The sequence below is a fragment of the Streptomyces sp. NPDC001156 genome (assembly GCF_053598275.1).
Genome location: NZ_JBSFJX010000167.1, coordinates 1 through 17,872 on the forward strand (window position 1 = coordinate 1; position 17,872 = coordinate 17,872).

14 protein-coding genes and 1 pseudogene are annotated in these 17,872 nt (G+C 67.7%); 10 read left to right on the forward strand and 5 right to left on the reverse strand.

Annotation, left to right across the window (positions count from 1 at the left end; translation table 11 throughout):
* Positions 1-1,036: 1,036 nt before the first annotated feature.
* From ACWDA7_RS40090 to ACWDA7_RS40105, 4 genes are all read left to right on the forward strand, one after another.
* The gene (locus tag ACWDA7_RS40090) at positions 1,037-1,981 is read left to right on the forward strand and encodes a hypothetical protein (RefSeq protein ID WP_450611370.1); all 945 of its coding nucleotides are present in this window, start codon (positions 1,037-1,039) and stop codon (positions 1,979-1,981) included.
* A gap of 265 nt (positions 1,982-2,246) precedes the next feature.
* The gene (locus ACWDA7_RS40095; protein WP_450611372.1) at positions 2,247-2,729 is read left to right on the forward strand and encodes a hypothetical protein; all 483 of its coding nucleotides are present in this window, start codon (positions 2,247-2,249) and stop codon (positions 2,727-2,729) included.
* Positions 2,730-2,821: 92 nt separating this feature from the next.
* A complete protein-coding gene (locus ACWDA7_RS40100) occupies positions 2,822-3,073 on the forward strand; it encodes a hypothetical protein (RefSeq protein WP_450611373.1) in 252 nt (83 codons plus the stop codon).
* Between the two features lie 754 nt (positions 3,074-3,827).
* On the forward strand, positions 3,828-4,250 hold the full coding sequence (locus tag ACWDA7_RS40105; RefSeq protein ID WP_450611375.1) for a DUF6924 domain-containing protein: 423 nt from the start codon (positions 3,828-3,830) through the stop codon (positions 4,248-4,250).
* A 385-nt stretch (positions 4,251-4,635) separates the two neighbouring features.
* Here the strand turns inward: ACWDA7_RS40105 and ACWDA7_RS40110 are convergent, their stop codons facing one another.
* The 4 genes from ACWDA7_RS40110 to ACWDA7_RS40125 form a co-directional block, all read right to left on the reverse strand.
* On the reverse strand, positions 4,636-5,106 hold the full coding sequence (locus ACWDA7_RS40110; protein ID WP_450611377.1) for a VOC family protein: 471 nt from the start codon (positions 5,104-5,106) through the stop codon (positions 4,636-4,638).
* 402 nt (positions 5,107-5,508) lie between these two features.
* Positions 5,509-6,633, reverse strand: coding sequence for a hypothetical protein (locus ACWDA7_RS40115; RefSeq protein ID WP_450611379.1), 1,125 nt, complete (start codon positions 6,631-6,633; stop codon positions 5,509-5,511).
* A gap of 11 nt (positions 6,634-6,644) precedes the next feature.
* A complete protein-coding gene (locus ACWDA7_RS40120) occupies positions 6,645-7,445 on the reverse strand; it encodes a polysaccharide deacetylase family protein (RefSeq protein WP_450611381.1) in 801 nt (266 codons plus the stop codon).
* Between the two features lie 703 nt (positions 7,446-8,148).
* Positions 8,149-10,944, reverse strand: a complete 2,796-nt coding sequence (locus ACWDA7_RS40125) for a helix-turn-helix transcriptional regulator (RefSeq protein ID WP_450611383.1) — start codon at positions 10,942-10,944, stop codon at positions 8,149-8,151.
* A 219-nt stretch (positions 10,945-11,163) separates the two neighbouring features.
* Between ACWDA7_RS40125 and ACWDA7_RS40130 the strand changes: the two genes are divergently transcribed.
* Complete coding sequence (locus ACWDA7_RS40130) at positions 11,164-12,363, forward strand: epoxide hydrolase family protein (RefSeq protein ID WP_450611384.1); 1,200 nt, start codon at positions 11,164-11,166, stop codon at positions 12,361-12,363.
* A 564-nt stretch (positions 12,364-12,927) separates the two neighbouring features.
* Positions 12,928-13,446 carry a hypothetical protein gene (locus tag ACWDA7_RS40135; RefSeq protein WP_450611386.1) on the forward strand — a complete coding sequence of 173 codons (519 nt, stop codon included), beginning with the start codon at positions 12,928-12,930 and terminating at the stop codon, positions 13,444-13,446.
* Positions 13,447-13,542: 96 nt separating this feature from the next.
* Here the strand turns inward: ACWDA7_RS40135 and ACWDA7_RS40140 are convergent, their stop codons facing one another.
* Entirely contained in the window at positions 13,543-14,019 is a 477-nt protein-coding gene (locus tag ACWDA7_RS40140; RefSeq protein WP_450611388.1) for a hypothetical protein, read from the reverse strand.
* On the opposite strand from ACWDA7_RS40140, the pseudogene ACWDA7_RS40145 reads away from it, so the two are divergent.
* From ACWDA7_RS40145 to ACWDA7_RS40160, 4 genes and pseudogenes are all read left to right on the forward strand, one after another.
* Positions 14,013-14,870 (forward strand): annotated as a pseudogene (locus ACWDA7_RS40145) (NmrA family NAD(P)-binding protein). The gene ACWDA7_RS40140 and the pseudogene ACWDA7_RS40145 overlap by 7 nt on opposite strands.
* A 245-nt stretch (positions 14,871-15,115) precedes the next feature.
* The gene (locus ACWDA7_RS40150; RefSeq protein ID WP_450611390.1) at positions 15,116-16,237 is read left to right on the forward strand and encodes a winged helix DNA-binding domain-containing protein; all 1,122 of its coding nucleotides are present in this window, start codon (positions 15,116-15,118) and stop codon (positions 16,235-16,237) included.
* 359 nt (positions 16,238-16,596) lie between these two features.
* On the forward strand, positions 16,597-17,109 hold the full coding sequence (locus ACWDA7_RS40155; RefSeq protein ID WP_450611392.1) for a hypothetical protein: 513 nt from the start codon (positions 16,597-16,599) through the stop codon (positions 17,107-17,109).
* Positions 17,110-17,753: 644 nt separating this feature from the next.
* A partial coding sequence (locus ACWDA7_RS40160; RefSeq protein ID WP_450611394.1) for a transposase occupies positions 17,754-17,872 on the forward strand: 119 nt, incomplete at its 3' end.

Genomic DNA, 17,872 nt, shown 5'->3' on the forward strand with positions numbered 1-17,872 from the left:
CTACACGGCAGACTGCCCCGCGCGACCAGCACGAGCACCCGCGCACAGAATCACACCAGGCCCGTGACCTGCCACTTCACGATGCACACCACTCATTGGTGGATGTCCGCCGAAGGGTAGCGCCGCTGAAGGACGCCAGGGCCCGCGCCCTGGTCTCGACGACCGCCATGCGGGCCCCGCACCGCGGACGGGATGCCGTCTCAGTTTTGGTCTCATCCATCGGTGGCCGGAGTCGTTCACGGGCGTACGCGTCAACGGACAAGGCCGACCGACATCCTGACCAGGACGAACAGACCTCGAAAGCGGGTGCGGCCGTCGCCGGACGTCTCGCTCAGGTCATGGTCGCGAATGACCTGAGGGAACTGGCTGCACGGCACGATCCCAAGCCCAGAACGTCAATCGACCACTCGTGGTGAGCAACAGCGCTGAGCGTCCAACTGAGCAGCGCCCGCCCGCATACGCGATCTCCCAAACAAGGGCCCGGTCATCCGACGTTCGGCACCCGAGGGATAGCCTTCCGCTCCGTTCGAGGGCACCTGGAGGCTCCCTGTGCAGACCACCATTTTCCTGCTGCGGAGCGCACTGCTCTCGGAGGCGGTTTGCTGGGCGTCTGGGAGCTGACACGCCAAGCTTCGGGACAAGGTTGGCGGAAGCCGCAGGTGATAACTGCGATGACGGCTTTGGCTCTCGGCGCGCTGCTCGCTGTCTAGAGATGACGGCCGGATTGCGGTGAGCAGAACCGGCTCCGACTCGGCTAGAGCTACGAACCAGAAGGCTGCTGGCATCCACGGCTGACCCCAACGACGCGGACGGCGGAGCACGCGAGCGCTCCTGTCCGGCCGTAGCGGTGCCAGCCCACGTCGCCCAAGACAGCTCGCGATCGAACTTGTAAGGCCACGGTCAGAACGATCGCCTCGGAAGAGGGATCGCCCTGCACCGGGAGGGAGGGAGCGCGGACTCGACGCTTGTTGCTGGTCCAGCCGGCCCGTGCAGGGTCGCACGGGCGGTTGTCAGCGGTACACGCTTTACTCCGGCCATGAACGCAGAAGAACTTCTCGCGGCTGTCCATCCCTTGGCCTGGATCGAAACCGGCGAGTTGCATTGCGGGGAGCCTGGGCACGCGAGGGGGCATACCTGCCTCGCGGTTTCGGAAGGGACCAGCCTGTCTGTGCTGCTGAAGGAGTTCAGCAACTGGTATGGGCAGCCGCGTGCTCTCGTTGTGGACGGGCATGCCGATCCGGCGGTCAACGAACGAAGCGGGTTGCCGCTCCTTGAGCCTTTCGGCAAGCCGCTGGTCGAGATCCACGCGTGGGCCTGCCGCGGCCGGTGGATCGGCTGCGGTACGACCCGTGCCGGCACGGGCATACGGCCGGTGCTGCTCGTCGCCGAGCGGGCCGACCCGGCGGCGGGCGGGCTGCCGGAGGGCGCCTCCTGGGTGGACCGGATTGCCGCTGTTACGGGTTGGGATGCTGACCCAACGCATCCGGTCGACTGGGCAGCCGTCGAGAATCGGCTGGGAACCGCACTGCCGGGCGACTACAAGCGACTGGCCGAGCTTTTCGGGTATGGCGCCTTCGACCACTTCCTCCGATTGTCCGTCCCCAAACCCGATGCTCGGTTCCCAAGTTCCGACATAGTCAGACACACCGAGCGGCTGGCCCAGTGGGCCAGGGAGCACGGCAGCCGCCTATGGGAGCCGTACGAGCTGTTCCCAGCCCCTGGCGGCCTGTTGCAGTGGGCGGACACCGAGCAGGCCCACAAGTTCTACTGGCTCACCGAGGGAACCGACCCCGACAAGTGGCCCATCATGTCGATGGAGCATGGCCCCTGCGCCTGGGAGCGATTCGACGGCTCAACCGCCGAGTTCGTCCACCGCATGCTCACGGATCCGCAATTTCCCTTCTCGACGGCCGCCTACTTCGACGTCCACTGGTTTGTGCCCTTCCAGGGCTGCGAGGGTCTTGCGCCGGAGGATGGCTGACCAAGGCTCGCCTTTCACTGCGGACGCGGCACGTGCGTTCGTAGCTCCTAGTCCCACCAGATGTTCCATACGGTCCTGCCCGATATCGCATGGGCCGCGTAGGCGCGAAGGGCCTGATCCGGAGCATCTGTCGGCGACGGCTTAAGGCGATTCACCCGGTGCTGTCCGTGGTGCCGCCGGGCGCACACACCACGCTGAAGCAGGGCGTTAAGACGTCGTTTCCTATGATGGTCTTGGGCCCGCGCCGTGCAGGGATACTGCTTCGGTGCTGTTGACGTGGATCGCTGAGGTGGCGGACGAGCCATTGGTGCTGGAGCCGGGTGACCGGCGGGTGGAGTGGGAGACCAACACCTGGTCCCTGGGTGTGGCGGACGAGGACAGGAGGTCGTTGTCAGCCGCCGAGGTGGTCGCTGCCTTCGAGCGGACCGCTGCTGCCATCCGAGAACACATTCGCGAACTCGGCTTTTCCGGAGTGGCGACGTTCTATGTGTGGCACGACGCGCAAGCCGGGCAGCTCCGGTGCTCGACCGGTTCTGTGCCCCCGGATGCGTTGCCGTTCAGCAGTACGTATGTGGTTTCCGGCGACCTTGGTCCGGTCGTTGAGGCGTTCCTGGCCGACAGCAAGCCGGGCATCGTCGCCTGGTGGGGCCTGGACGACGTGGAAGGCCACTTGGAGCAGACGGAGACCGAGCCGGAGATCTCGCCCTTGCGTGTCTGGGTCAGCAGTGTTGCTACCGGCCTGAGCTAGAAGGGGTGTGCCCGCATTTTCTAGGCGCTTGGCCGCAGGTTCGAGTCCTGCCGGGGGCCGTCGACACGAGGAAGCCCTGGTAGAACTCGCCCTTGGCAGCGACCGTACTCATCCGTCGCGATCAAGCCGTGATTGACCTTCCGAAGATCGTGGGACGGGCAGAGATCCTCCTCGACCTGATGGGCTTGGCCGTCGGCGCGATGCTGTTGGCGGACGGAATCGCAACCTACCGCGAGGGTGGATCTGTGGGTTGGCCCATCACGGGATCGGCCCTGTTCTTGATCAGCCTCTGGGTGGCCTGCCGTCGCTTCGTCCGGCGCAGGAAGCAGACCCTATCGCCGTAGCCGCGCACAGCCAGGCCCCGTGCCCCTTGCGTGCCCGATCGGACAGGTTCCGGAGGGGAACACCGGGGAACTCCGGTAAAGATGACAGAAACGCGCTTGTGGGCCCGTCCAAGCGCGATTCCGGGTCGGACTGTGCAGCTCAGAGGCCGTCTCGCTGCGCAGAGGACCAGTCCCTTCTGAGCCCCGAGTCGCATCCCGGGTGAGTGTCCAACCGCGTGACAACGCCGACGTACAGCGGCGGACAACGGCGCACGTCTGCGGACCATCGCAACAGGCGGGAAGCACATCGGCCCCTGGTCGAATACCCAGCCACGTTCCTTCGGGACGACGAGGTCGTTTGTGCCTGACGCGTCGCAAGCTCACGGACGATCGCTCGCGCCAAAAGTAGCTGCGATCCGGGCTGGTGTCGTGGCTGCCGGCGCGTGGATGCACTATCCCGTGGTGGGCCCGGCTGGGAAGAGGTCTCCGGGCCTTGCGGGGCGTACGGCTGTGAGGACTTGTACGTGGCTGGGGCCGCGCCATGCGGAGATGGCGTGGTCTGGCCCTTCTTCTTCCGCCCCGTGTTCCCTCCGCGTGTGCTGTCCGTGGCTGGTGCTGCGCTCTGTCCCAGGTCCGAGTCTCGGCAGGTAGGCCAGGGACGCCATATACGCCGTCTTCCAAACCGGGGCTCTATGGCGCCTGGGGGCGGGGGTGTACTCGCGGACAGTCAGCTGTGATCATGGCTGAGCCCCGTCGTAACCCCCAGGGATGCCCCATGCTGCCAGTGCCAGACCGCGAAGACCCGTTCGTCCTCCGTACCTACTTCGGCGACCACCCTGCGTGGGAAGCGCTCCAGTCAGCGATCCTCGGAGCAGATCCCGAAGGCGGAAGGAGCTCTGTCGGCTTCGTCGACGACCTGGCGTACCGCGACCTCACAGCAGAGCAGTTCACGGAGCTGATGCCCCAGGGCGATCACGACCCCACATTTCTCCTGCTGGCAGACGAGCGAGCCATGACCGACAAGGAGTACCCGATCCTCGTCCTCGACCTCTTCGAAGAAGGGCGGGGTCAGTCCTTTCGGGTCACCGCATCTGAGCTTTGGTCTATTGGCGCCGACCTCTCAATCGGGAACATCGACTTCGAAGAGTTCGCAGACGCTGTAGACGGGGACGGCGTCTTCCGTCGCTTCCCTGACTGAACCCGCTTCATCAAGCACCCGTCGGCGCTTCGCTCCTCCAGGCGGGCGCGGGCGGCCGGCGGCGCCCGCGCACATGTCTCCGCCCCGCTCGATTCCGCCGGCCGCCCGCTCCCGCCCAAGAGGCAGGCACCCAGTGCATGAGGTCAGAACCGTCGTGGCTGGGCGGTCGGCTCCACGGCTTTGGGCAGCCACCATGGGGTGAGCCTCGAAGATCATGGCCCCGACGTCGTGCTCTGCCGGGCAGGTCCACAGACTGCCCGACGCGCCGGAAGCTTACGGGGCCATGATCACTCCCCCATGGCAGCTCCAGCCCAAAGCCGCGTTACACCGACCGCGAGCGCAGGCACGGCATGCATGATGACGCACGTGCGGAACGCGGTGGTGGTCAGGCCGGGCCGTCGGCGTCCTGCATGGAGGCCGCGAACGCCTCGGGGCCCTGCTCCGCCGCCGCCGGGTCCATCCACATGACCTGCCAGCCATGGCCGTCGAGGTCGAAGAAGCTGCGTGAGTACATGAAGCCGTAGTCCTCGGCGCCATCCGCCTCGGAGCCGCCCGCCGCGAGCGCAACGGCGCTGACCGTATCGACCTCATCCCGGGATGACACGCTGAAGCAGTACAGCGCCAGCGTGTGCGTGGTGGGATCGGCCATTGGCAGTTTCGCGAACTCCGCGAACTTTTCACGGCTGAGCAGCATGACGAAGGCGTGCTCGCCGACCATCATGCAGGCGGCGGTCTCGTCGGTGAACATCGGGTTGAAGCTAAACCCGAGCTCAGCGAAGAACGCCTTGCTGCGCTCAAGGTCTGCTACGGGGATGTTCACGAACAGCATGCGGCCGGGGTGTGCGGGATTGGTCATGGTGGGTCTCCAGGCGGTGGCTCGATGGCGTACGTCCTGGTAGACCGGCCCAACCGGCGGAACTCATCGGTGGACCTCGGCCAAGTCGCAGTCGCAGCGTCGATCGATATCACGGTCGCAGGTCAGAGACCCTGCCCTTCACTTCTTCGGCTACTGGTGGAGGTGGCCCCCCGTCGACACGCGTGCCGTGCCTATGCGTGCTCTTGCCCGGCCGGGACCGTGCCCGTTCCGACGGAACACAGCGGGGACTCACCAGGCTGAGCGCGTCGAGCCGACGCAGCTCTTGCATGATCAAGGTGACGCTGCGCTCACAGGTGTGTCCGAAACGGCCGCGGCGGCGTCTCATCAGCCGTACTGCAAAGCGTCGGCACCGCGCCCCGAGGCACCGGGCCCCGATCGTGATCACGGTGGATGCTTGAAGAGAACCAGCAACCCGAACGCGTACCAGCCGGCGAAGATCGCCCCGCACCCGTACAGGCAGCCTTGCACGGTGCGGGGCAGTCGGGCGATCGGCCGCATGACCAGCAAGAGCATGATCGGCAGGAACGGCAGGATGAAGCGGGGCTTGGACAACGGTGCGCCCGGTGTGCCGAACATCAGCTCCCAGGCACCGGCGAGCGCCAGCACCAACGGCCATGGCACCTGGCGGTCCAGCGCCAACGCCACCACGCCCACAGCCACGATGAGGATCACCGTCAGCACGAGCGGGTAGCGGATGTCCGTGCTCTGGTAGGTGATCAGTTTCTGCAGGAACCTCAGGCTGCCCAGGCCGAAGTCGAATTGCTGGTCCCAGGCCTTCTCCGCGATGAACCAGCCGTCGAGCCGGCCTATGCGGCTGCCCAGGTACAGCCAGCTGAAGATCAATCCGAGCGGCGCGATGCCCATCGCCGCCCAAGGCCGCCAGCCGGCCCGGTGCAGCGTCAGCGCCCTGATCGCGCTGATGGCTACCACTGCCACCAGCACGGTCGAGGTGGGCCGCACTGTGCCGGCCAGCGCGCAGAGGGCGCCCGCCCACAACCAGCGGCGCGCCACCACCGCGATGAGCGTCCACATCAGGAAGGCCGTGAAGGTGGCCTCGGAGTAGGGCACCCACAGGGCGAACGCGTACGGCGAGCACGCCCAGAGTCCCACGCAGGCGTAACCCGCGCGACGGCCGAACAGCGACCCGGCCAGCGTGTGTACCCCGGCCGCGGCAATTGCCGCCATGGACCACGAGACCACCACTCCGGCGTACGGGAAGGGCAGGAAGGTCACCAGGTGTACCACGCGGATCAAGGCGGGCACCATCGGGAAGAACGCGAGGGCGCTGGGCTTGGGTAGCCCCTCCGGGGTGTACTCCAGGTGGTTCGGGTAACCGTGCTCGGCGATGTGCAGGTATCTCGCGCTGTCCCACCGCGTCAGAACATCCGTGGGGTGGTAGCCGCGAAAGTGGCTGATCGCCATCAGCAGACCGAAGCCGGTCATCGCGATCGTCAGGTAGATCCCGGCCGCGGTCAGTGCCTCGCGGCGGTCGAAGCGCACGTTCACACGGCGGCCCGTCAGTGCAGTGAGTCCGAGAGTCGGACGAAGCTGTGGCCGGTGTCCAGCAGTTGGGGTACGGCGGTGGCGATACCCCGGGCGGTGCCGCCCTCGGGGTGGTTCATATGGCACAGGACGATCGATCCGCGGCGGGCGGACGCGACGGTGGCAGCGACCTGCGCGTGGGTGAAGGTGGCGCCGCCGTCGCCGTTGACCGAGAAGCTGACGAAGCGCTCCCCCAGGTCGGTGACGATCCGGGCCGCGACGTCGTCGCAGTACGCGGTGCCGGACCGGAAGAAGCGCGGCGGGGTGCCGAGCAGCCGCGTGAGCTTGGCCCGGTTGCCGGCGATCTCGTCATAGACCTCGCCCGCGCTGCGGGTACCGGGAATGCCGTAGGCAGAGCGTCCGGTGACCGACAGCGGGCGGTGCCTCGTGCCGTGGTTGGCGATCTCGAACAGCGGCTCGGCGGCCAGACGGCGGAAGACCGCCGGGTTGGAGTCTATCCAGCGGGAGTTGATGAACAGGGTCGCCGGTATCCCCCGGCTGCGCAGAAAGCGGATAAGTGCCTCGTCGTAGCCGCTGCCGCCCGGGCCGCCGCAGGCGTCGAAGGTCAGCGCGATCACGCGTTTCCCGGTCGGCAGCGTGTGCACCACTCCGGGTCCGTCGAAGCCCCAGGTGCGCGGCACGGCGTGCCCGTAGCGGGCCACGATCGCGGCACGGGTGAGCGCGCGCGCCGCAGCGGCCGTCGTGGCCGGGGGCGCAGAAGCCGGACTGCCGGCATCGGTCGCCCCGGATGACGCAGACGGGCTGGACGTGGACATCCCGCCACCGCTCCCCGGACCCGCGCAGCCCGCGAGCACACTTCCCGCCACAGCAGCCAGCACCGCCCGGCGCCCGGGTGTCATCCGCTCTCCCGCTTGGTCGAAAATCACCGACGGGCGGACGCCCGCCCGTCACGGCAACCGTATGCGGCGCGATTCCCGCGATCGGGAAGAGAGCGGACAAGGATCCGCCAACAAACCTTTGTCGACTATTTGCTCCGCCGGCCGCGGGAGCGAGGGTGGGGAAGGCTTCGTGGATGTCGTCGCGGCTCTCCCAGCGGATCCGGAGGCGGCGCAACCAGTGCAGGTGGGCGAACGCGCGCTCCACGAGTCGGCGTTGGGTGCCGAGTCCGCAACCGTGCTCGGTGCCGCGCCGGGCTATCAGCGGTTTCACGCCGAGGTCCCGAACCAACTGGCGGTACTTGTCGTGGTCGTATCCGCGGTCGGCCGGCACCACGTCCGGGTGGCGCCATCACGGTAGTTGGAGCGGCGGGTTCTCACGGAAGTGGTCTGGTGTCGTCGTCCCATCTGTCCGGCTGTCCCGCTATGCATGTCACCTGCATAAACTGCCCGGACAGCTCGTGGTGCCGGTGTCCGGGCTGTCCGGTCACAGGCGGCTGCGACACTCCGGGGTGTTGAAGCCCGTCGGTGAAGTCGATCTACCAGGTTGCTGTGGTGGCGGCTGCTCACGAGGGCCTGCGGGTTAGGCCCCCGACGTCCCCGGCTTTGGAGGAGACAGCGCTGAGCGAAGGTGCCTGCGGGAACTCACGCCGAGCTTGGCGAATACGTTGCCGAGGTGCCACTCCACTGTGCGAGGGCTGATGAACAACTGGGCAGCGATCTCGGAGTTGGTGTGGTCTCCGGCCAGCCTGGCGATTTGGGCTTCCTGGCTGGTGAGTTCGGCGACGGCGCCGACCGTTCGCTTGCGTACGGTTTCTCCGGTCGCCAGGAGCTCCCTGCGGGCGCGTTCGGCGAAGGCGTGTGCTCCGAACCGGTTGAATGCCTCGTGGGCGGAGCGTAGCTGGGTGCGGCTTTCCTGACGGCGGTTCTGCCGGCGCAGCCACTCGCCGTACAGCAGGCGGGTGCGGGCCAGTTGGACGGCGATGCGGCAGCGTCCGAGGTGCTCGATCGCCTCCCGGTAGAGCGCATCGGCGGCTTGGTCGTCGCTCAGCAGCGCTCGCGAGCAAGCCTCCGTGCCCAGGGCCCACTCGGTGCCGGTCGCACGCGTGCGCTCGGTGAGATCGTCCAGTGCCGCCTCGCCGGATTCCGGCTGCCCACTGCGGGCGGCCGCCTCGATGAGTTCGGCCAGCGACCACCCGAAGAAGCCCAAGTCCTCGTACTGGCATGCGCGCGTCGCGGCTGCCAGCGCGGCGTCGTAGCGGCCGAGTCCGTTGTAGAGCAGTGCGGTCGCGTACTCGGCCAGGCTGAGAACGCGTCCCTCGCCTCTGGCACGCACTTCTTCGATGGTGGTCTCTATGAGGTCCAGTGCCGGGGACACCCGTCCTCGCCAGGCGGCGAGAACCAGGGATGTGTACATCATCGGTACGCCGCCCACCGCCTCCGAGATCGCCGTGGCCTCGTCGATCAGAGCGGCAGCGGTGTTGAATTCGCCGGCGTGGACGTGGGAGCACGCCTGGTAGGTCAGCGCCATCGGGAGGACAGTGAGCGCCCCCGCTTCGCGGGCGAGGCCGACAGCGCCCAGCGCCATCTCGTGCCACGCGTCGTCGTCCCACAGTTCTGGTGCGAGGGGCTCGGGTGCCACACGGAACGCCAGCCACAGCCAGCGCCTTTCCGCCTCCGTCCCACCGGTTTTCTGCTCCTGCCGGACGACGTGCATTGCATGCCTGAGGGCGGCAACGCCGGCGCCGTAGCCATCAAGGATCCGACCAGCGATGCTGTCCAGAAGAACGTCCACCATCCGCGGCGGCGTCCTCGGCGGCGGGCCGGCGCGAGCCGCCTCGGCCACCTCGCGCAGCCCGGGTCCTTCGCCCAGACGGCCGGCGAAGCTCGCGGCGCCGACCGTCTCCAGGAGGGTGTCGCGGGCAAGAGCGGCGTCGAGAGGTGCCAGCCGTTGTGCGGCATCGAGCAGGAGCCGGGGCGCTGCGCTACCGCGCACCTGGGAGAACACCAGCCGGGCGCGCAGCCGCTCGAGTCGGGCGCGCTGCAGGTCGTCGAGTGGGCCGGCCTCCGCGATGGCCAGCAGGGACTGGGCCTGGTCGGCCCCACCGGCGTCGATGTGGGCCTGAGCGGCGGCCAGTGCACGGCTGACTCTGCGTGCGGCATCGGGGGTCAGTTCCGTCGCCTGCTGCAGGAACGAAGCCGCTGCAGCGATACCTCCCCTGCCCTGGGCCCGACCGGCCGAGCGCTCCAGGTCAACGGCAATGCCCTCGTCAGGCCGGTCGGTGGCGTGAGCGCTGTGCCACGCCTTGCGATCAGGATCAAGGTGGGGATCGGTGGCCTCTGCCAGCGCCCGGTGCGCCGCCCGACGCCCCGGCGCGGACGCCCCCCGGTAGATGGCCGAGCGCACCAGGGGGTGGTGGAATCGCACCCTGGTCCCGAACTCGACCAGTCCCGCAGTCTCGGCCGACGCCGCGGCATCGACCGGTATCCCCTGCAGAACGGCTGCGCGCCACAACAGATCCGCGTCTCCGGTCGGCTCGGCCGCGGCAGTCAGCAGAAGACGCCGGCTGTCCACCGGAAGCGATCGGAACTGCTGGTGAAAGGCGCCTTCGATGTGACGTGCCAAGGGACGCCTGCCGGGCAGCCAGAAGCCACCCGACAGTTCGGCGGGCGCCAGCGCGTGCGGCAGTTGCAGCAGGGCCATCGGGTTACCGTGCGTCTCGGCGACGATCCGGTCCCGTACCAGCGGGTCGAGCGGCACGCGGACCGCCGAGGCCAGCAGAGCACGCGCCTCGTACTCGCTCAGGCCCTCGACAAGCAGCTCCGGCAGACCGAGCAGCTCACGACCATCATCGGAATCCCGCAGGGCGAAGATCAAGGCGACCGATTCGGCCACCAACCGCCTGGCCACGAATGCCAGCACCTGCCGGGACTCCTCGTCCAGCCACTGCGCATCATCGACGAGGCAGGCCAGCGGCCTGTCCTCGGCGGCGCCGGCCAGCAGACCGAGCACAGCCAGACCCACCAGGAACCGATTCGGCGCCTCACCCTTCTGTAGTCCGAACGCGACGGACAGTGCATCGCGCTGCGGGTCGGGCAGCTGGTCGAGTCTGTCCAGCAGAGGTGCGCAAAGTTGGTGAAGGCTGGCGAAGGGAAGCTCCATCTCCCACTCGATGCCCGCGACGCCAAGGGTATGGAACCCGACGGCCTGGTCGGCCGCGTGGTCCAGCAACGCGGTCTTGCCGATCCCGGCTTCACCACGCAGGACCAGGACCGCACTGTTGCCCGCCCGGGCTCTGGCCAGTACCCGCTCCAGCGCCGCCAGCTCCTGGTCTCGGCCCCGTAGCGCGACCCGAGAATCAGTGGACTGCACACCCATAGGTTGATCTTCCTGGAACGCAGCTTTGATGCTCTTTGATGCACTGTTTTGACCGTATTCCCTTTTGAGTGCTTTCAGTAGTTTTACGGGAATCGGCCCATCCCGGGGGCCGGCCACGGGGATACCCCGGGGGTTTCCCTGGGGCGACGCACGCAGACCTGGACGACTGTGGACGAGCCGGCGACAGAGGGTCGCCGACATTGCAAGGAGCACCCCCCCATGTCTGACACTTCCGTATCGACGACTGTCCGCCCGTTCACGTTCGAGTTCCCCGAGGCGGAGCTCCAGGACCTGCGTGCGCGTATCGAGGCGACGCGCTTCCCTGAGAAGGAGACCGTCGACGATCAGTCCCAGGGCACCCAGCTCGCCACCATGAAGGAGCTGGCGCGCTACTGGGCGACCGAGTACGACTGGCGCAAGGTCGAGGCGCGGCTGAACTCCTACCCGCAGTTCATCACCGAGATCGACGGGCTGGACATCCATTTCATCCATGTCCGCTCGAAGCACGAGAACGCGCTGCCCGTCATCGTCACGCACGGCTGGCCGGGTTCGATCATCGAGCAGCTGAAGATCATCGAGCCGCTCACGAACCCGACGGCCCACGGTGGTGACGCCTCGGACGCCTTCCACGTGGTGATCCCGTCGATGCCCGGCTACGGCTTCTCCGGCAAGCCGACCACGCCCGGGTGGGGCCCCGAGCGCATCGCCCGCGCCTGGGGCGAGCTGATGAAGCGCCTGGGCTACACCAAGTACGTCGCGCAGGGCGGCGACTGGGGCGCGGTCGTCACCGACCTCATGGGCGTGCAGGAGCCCGAGGGCCTGGTCGGCATCCACACCAACATGCCCAAGGTGATTCCGCCCGCCATCGAGCAGGCCATCATCGCCGGCAACCCGCTGCCGTCCGACGTCGTCCTCGCCGACGACGAGCAGAAGCGCGCCGTCGAGCAGCTGGACTTCGTCTACCGGCACGTCTACTACGCGTACATGATGGCCTCGCGCCCGCAGTCCCTTACGGCGCTCGCGGACTCCCCCGTCGGCCTGGCCGCCTTTCTGGTCGACCACGACAAGGCCAGCCTGGAGCTGATCACCCGGTCCTTCAACGGAGTGAGTGAGGGCCTGACACGGGACGACGTCCTGGACAACATCACGCTCTTCTGGCTGACGAACACGGCGATCTCCGCGGCCCGCCTGTACGCGGAGAACAAGACTCCGTTCTTCGGTTCGAAGGGCGTCAAGCTGCCGGTCGCTGTGAGCGTCTTCCCCGACGAGCTCTACCAGGCCCCCAAGAGCTGGTCGGAGCAGGCATACCCGAACCTCGTCCACTACAACAAGCTGCCCAAGGGCGGTCACTTCGCCGCCTGGGAGCAGCCGGAGCTCTTCGTCGGGGAACTCCGCGCGGGCTTCCGGTCACTTCGATAGATGACCGTGTCCGGCCGCCTGCATAGATGATGGTCGGGGGGCGGCCGAGGGTACTCGACTCCGAATCACTCGGCCGCCCCGTGTTCCGACAGGCGAGCCGCGGGTCGGTGCGCGACACACGTCCGGCACAGTCTGTGTCGCGGGCACCCTGCGATGAGCTCCACCGCAGGTCAGAGCGCAATGCGGAGCGCCTGGTGACCGGTGGCCATCGTGGTGGCCACGGTGCGCCAGTCGACTCAGGTCGGGTAGTTCGAGCTTGCTCCAGACCTGGTCGGTGGCGAGCAGCACGAGGTTGCCCCTGCTCACACGTCAGTACGCGGCGATAGCAGCGGAGTTTAGCCGTTTACCCAGGGCGCCCATGTCAGGCCTTCGAGCCCGCCAGTGTCTGGATGCTCGATGGCGGCATGGACGATCTGGCCGCGGGTGAGGGTGTTGCGCGCCATGTCCTCGACGGTACGCAGCAACTTGCACTAAGTTCAGCTCACCCTTGCACTAAGTTCAACTAGTCGGCTACGGTAACTCCGTCAGCCAATTGAACTAAGTGCAAGTCGAGGGAGGGTACGCATGAACACGCTCGCCGCTGTCATGCAGTTGCTCGTCGCCGCCGCCTTTGTCAGCATTCCGGTGGTCCGCCACCGCTTCGGTCCCGCTGCGAAGGCCGCCGCCGTAGCTGAGCTCAGCCGCCAAGGCGTCCGCCCGGAGGTGCTAGAGGAGAACAGGCTCCGCTTCGACGCCGGCGGCCACGAGACCGCGGCACCGGCGGCCGTCGCCGCGGTGATGGCCGCCACCGCCGCCTTCAACTTCGCCGACGCCGACCTGGCACAGCTACTGACCTGGATCTTCTCCTCCCTGGTCCTGCTGATGAACGCGGGCATCGTCTACAGCAACCTCACCGCGGTGAAGTCAGTGGAGGCCGCTTTCCGCCGCAAGGGCGACCCGGAGCTGGCCCGGCTCAAGGTCGCGCCCTTCCTCCAGGCCGCCGAGAACGCCTTCCCCCATTGGGTGCGCGCCCAGACCCACCTCCGCAACACCACGGTCTTCGCCGGCTCCGCCATCGCCCTGATCGCCGTTACCCTCGGCTGACGAATCCGGCCCCCGTACAGCTGCCTCTTGATCTTCTTGAGGCGGTTCTCGGCGCCTTCGGTGCCGCCGGAGCTCCAATGCAGGGTGAGCCGGCGGTCACGGCGTCGAGGTCTCGGAGCATGCGGAGTGCGGAGCCTGTGAGGCCGGGCAGTTGGCTGGCATCGAGAGCGTCAATCCATGCGGGGAGCCCGCGGCCGAGGCGGCTGGTGAGGATCTTGCCGAAGTCGCGGACTTGCTGGCGGCGGCATCCAGTTCGGAGCAGCGGGCCAGGACGTCCTTGAGCGCGGCGCGCACGTCCTCGCTCAGGGCCGTACGGTGGCCGATGAGCCAGCCGGTGACCCGCCGCACCGTCGGCGGCGGAGGCCGCGCCTCAGGTACGGCAGCGGCGCGCGGGGCAGCGATGTAGGCGCGGACCATCTGGTAGCTGACTGGGGCGTCCTCGGCGAGCAGTTCGCGGTGCAGGCGGGTGACACTCGTGCATCCCGCGGCGAACCGCCGCTCCAGATAGGGCGCTTGCAGGGGGCTTGCGGACAGAAGCTGACCTAAGGGCTCCGTACGGTCGTGCCATGACACAGACGCAGAGGATTCTTGTCACCGGTGCCACCGGAACCGTCGGCCGCCAGGTCGTCGCCGAACTGCTCGCCCGCGGCCATGCGGTCCGCGCCCTCACCCGGAATGCGGCGAGGGCCGAACTCCCGGCCGGTGTCGAGGTCGTCCAGGGTGATCGGACCGAACCGGCCAGCCTGGTTCCGGCTTTGGAGGGCGTCCCCGGCCTCCATCTGATCATCTTCGCGGGGGGCCCGCTTCGTCCCGCTGGAGACCGGCCTGCGGATCCTGGAGGTGGCCCGCGCGGCCGGCGTACGCCGGGTCACCGTGCTGCATGGCGGCGGGCCGTCCCTGCTGGAGGACGCCGTGCGTGCCGATGACGATGTGGACTGGACCGTGCTCATGCCGGTCGAGTTCATGGCCAACTGCCTGGAGTGGGCGGACGGGATCGTGGCCTCGGGCGAAGTCCGCGAGCCGTTCGTCTCCCGGCTGAGTGCCATGGTCCACGAGGGCGATATCGGTGCCGTCGCCGCGGTCGTGCTCACCGAAGAGGGCCACGGGGGCCAGGAGTACGTGATCACCGGACCCGAGTCGCTGACAGTCGGCGACAAGGTGGCGACGATCGCTGCCGCCCGCGGCCGGGAGATTGCCCTGGTCGAGCTCAGCGAGGAGCTGGCCGTCGCGCAATGGCGGGCGGCCGGCCACCCGGAGGACGTGATCGGCTTCCTGATCGAGGCGTACGGGAACACCCGGAGGTGGGCCGTACGGTCGTCGACACCGTCGAGAAGGTCACCGGCTACCCGGCCCGCACTTTCGCCAAGTGGGCAGCGGAGCATGCGGACGCCTTCACGGAAACAGCCCCCGTGGTCACGGCATAGCGCCCGCATAGTACGTGGGACGGACGCGGAAGGAACCCCATCACAAGTGACGAAACCACGTCCGCCTCCGGCCCCGCCCGACGAAGCCGCGTGACTCCCGATCTCGTGAACATCGGCTATTCGCGCGAGTATGCGACTCCCGCCCTCGTGTCGAACGACGTCGTTACTCACGCGCACAGCCAAGAGGCCGTCCGTCCTCGCCGACGAACTGCGCACGTTTTCGCCCTCCTGAATTGAGAGGTCAGATGGCCACCACTTCGCCCCGACCCGCCGACGTACTCGAGCGGCGGGCTCTCAACCGTGCCTTCCTGGCACGCCAGTTGCTACTGGCACGACGAACGATGCCGGCGGAGGAGGCGCTCGAGCACCTCGTGGGTCTGCAGGCACAGGCACCCATTCCGCCGTACTACGGCCTGTGGACCCGGCTGGAGGACTTCCGCCCCGCGGAACTGGCCGGCCTGCTCACCGAACGGCGGGCCGTGCGCATCGCACTGATGCGGGGCACCGTCCATCTGGTCACCTCCGCCGACTGCCGCAGGCTTCGGCCCTGTCTGCAACCGTTCATGCAACGAAGCCTGATCACCACCTTCGGCAAGGACCTGCACGGGCTGGATCCGGCCAAGATCGCGGCGGCCGGCCGGGAGCTCCTGGAACAGTCTCCTCTGACCGTCGGCGACCTGAGCGCCTCCTTGCGGACGACCTGGCCCGACCATCCAGCCTCCGCGCTCGGCAACGTCGTACGCAGTCTGCTGCCGGTCGTCCAGATCCCACCCCGCGGAGTGTGGGGGCAGAGCGGACAGACGACGTACGCCACGGCGGAGGACTGGCTCGGCGCCCCGCTGGACCCGGAGCCCGACGTCGACGCCCTGGTCCTGCGCTATCTGGCGGCGTTCGGCCCTGCCACCGTCAAGGACATCCAGGCGTGGTCGGGGCTGACCCGGCTGCGCGCGGTGACCGAACGCCTGCGCCCGCAGCTGGTCTCCTTCCGTGACGAGGACGGCCGAGAGCTGTGGGATCTGCCCGGCGCACCGCGTCCGGACCCCGACGCGCCCGCGCCGGTGCGCTACCTGGCCCCGTACGACAACGCGATCCTCTCCCACGCGGACCGCACCCGGATCATCAGCGACGAGCACCGCAAGGCCATCGCGACGAAGAATGCCGTGATTCCCGGGACGATTCTGGTCGACGGGTTCGTCGCCGGAGCGTGGCGGACCGACCGTGCGCGCGGGGCGACGACTCTCGACGTCCAGCTCTTCCACCCGGTGAGCAAGCGCCGAGGCGCCGAACTCGCGGAGGAAGGGGAACGTCTCCTGCTCTTCGCGTCGGACGGCGCGGCAGGGCGTGAACTGCGCATCACCGAAGCCTGACCGCGACCCGCCAAGGGAAGCGCGGCCCCTCTCACAGACTGCCGTGCTACCTAGTTGTATTTCTGTTCTCTGGCTGATGGAAGCTGGGGCGGAGGGGGTGGGCGATGACAACGGCACGAACGAGGGCTCACAGCACAGGCAGACTGCCGAGCAAGGACGGTGCCGACCGGCGACCGCCGGGTCGGGCGCGGTTCATGGGCGTGCTGCTGATCCTGTCATCTCTGATATCGGCGGTGCTCTGTTACATCGTGTTCGCTGCGCGGTTGCCCTCCGACAGGGAGCGCTACCAGGACTACCAGGCAGCCGAGCCATGTCCCGCTCGTGCAACAGCTCAGGTACAGAGAGACTGCCTGAGCACCTTGCAGTTCACCGTCGTGAAGACGGTCAACAAGTCCGGGAAACCTTCCAAGTACGAGGCGACCCTGAAGGGTGAGGACTCCTGGCGGGGAGTCGTTCGCTTCGGTAACCCGGGACCGCTCCTCGAGCGGCTGAAGCCGGGCGACCGGGTCACCGCCACCGTCTGGCACCGCGACATCATGGTGCTCAGCAAGGAGGGGGTCCGGCAGAACACCGCCGATGCGCCCCGTGACGAGCTTCAGATGAACGCCGCCGTCGGCACGCTCGCCGCGCTCGTCGCGGTTGAGGCGTTCGTGTTCGGCACGGTACGCCTTGTCAGACCTCGCGGCTACGAGCCGTTCACCTGGAATCCGTACGGCGCGCAGCTGCTCATCATCAGCATCGTCGCCTGCTTCGGGGTGGGGCTGCCGGCCGTGTGGATCGGCATCCCGTGGTGGACCGTACCCCTCGTCGTGGTGTGCGCGGCGGGGCTGATGCACCACCGCCTACGGCGCCCAGTCGCAGGCGAAGTGTGACGGCCCGGGCGCATGTCGGCGTGCTCGTGTGAGGGGGGTGTGAGCCAGACAAGATCAAACGGCCCGTACACCTCCCCCGTAGATCAAAGCCATCATCAAGCTCGTCAGATCGCGATCCGCCCCCTCAAGGCTTTGGACGGCACCGACCTCCGCGTGAGAGCCACGACGGGCAGCAACTCATCCCATCCAGAACTGACGATCAGCACCTGTCGGATCCCAGCAGATCGGAGACCCAGGTGTCAATGATGATCGTCAGTTTTAGAGTGACCGTGACGTGTACTTCTCCCTATGCACCCAGATAGCCACGCAGCTTCGCTGAGCGCCAAAAGCTCAGTCGTCGGCCGGAGGCCCCTGCGGCCAGGAACTCGAATGACCGAAGAATTTTAAGACCGACCGGCAATAGGCGCCCGGGAGGTGGCGGGGCATCAGAATGGCCACGATCCACGTGATCATGGAGTCCTACCTTTCAAGCGTGGGTTTCCGCTGGTCATTCGTAAGATCGGTGGGCCCAGGGCTCCGGGTATGGCTGTCATGGAGGAGCCGATCAGATGGCTCAGCGAACATGGCCGCCCGGAGCCCCGCGACGACTCGACTGACCTTCCCCTCGTAGCGTGGAGGTGTGACTGAAGGGGAAGTTGAGGGTCATGGGTGGGAAGCGACGGTCGTACGACGCGCCGTTTCGTGAGGGTGCGGTACGGATCGTGATGGAGACCGGGAAACCGGCCGCGGAGGTTGCGCGGGACCTGGGCGTGCACGAGGGCAC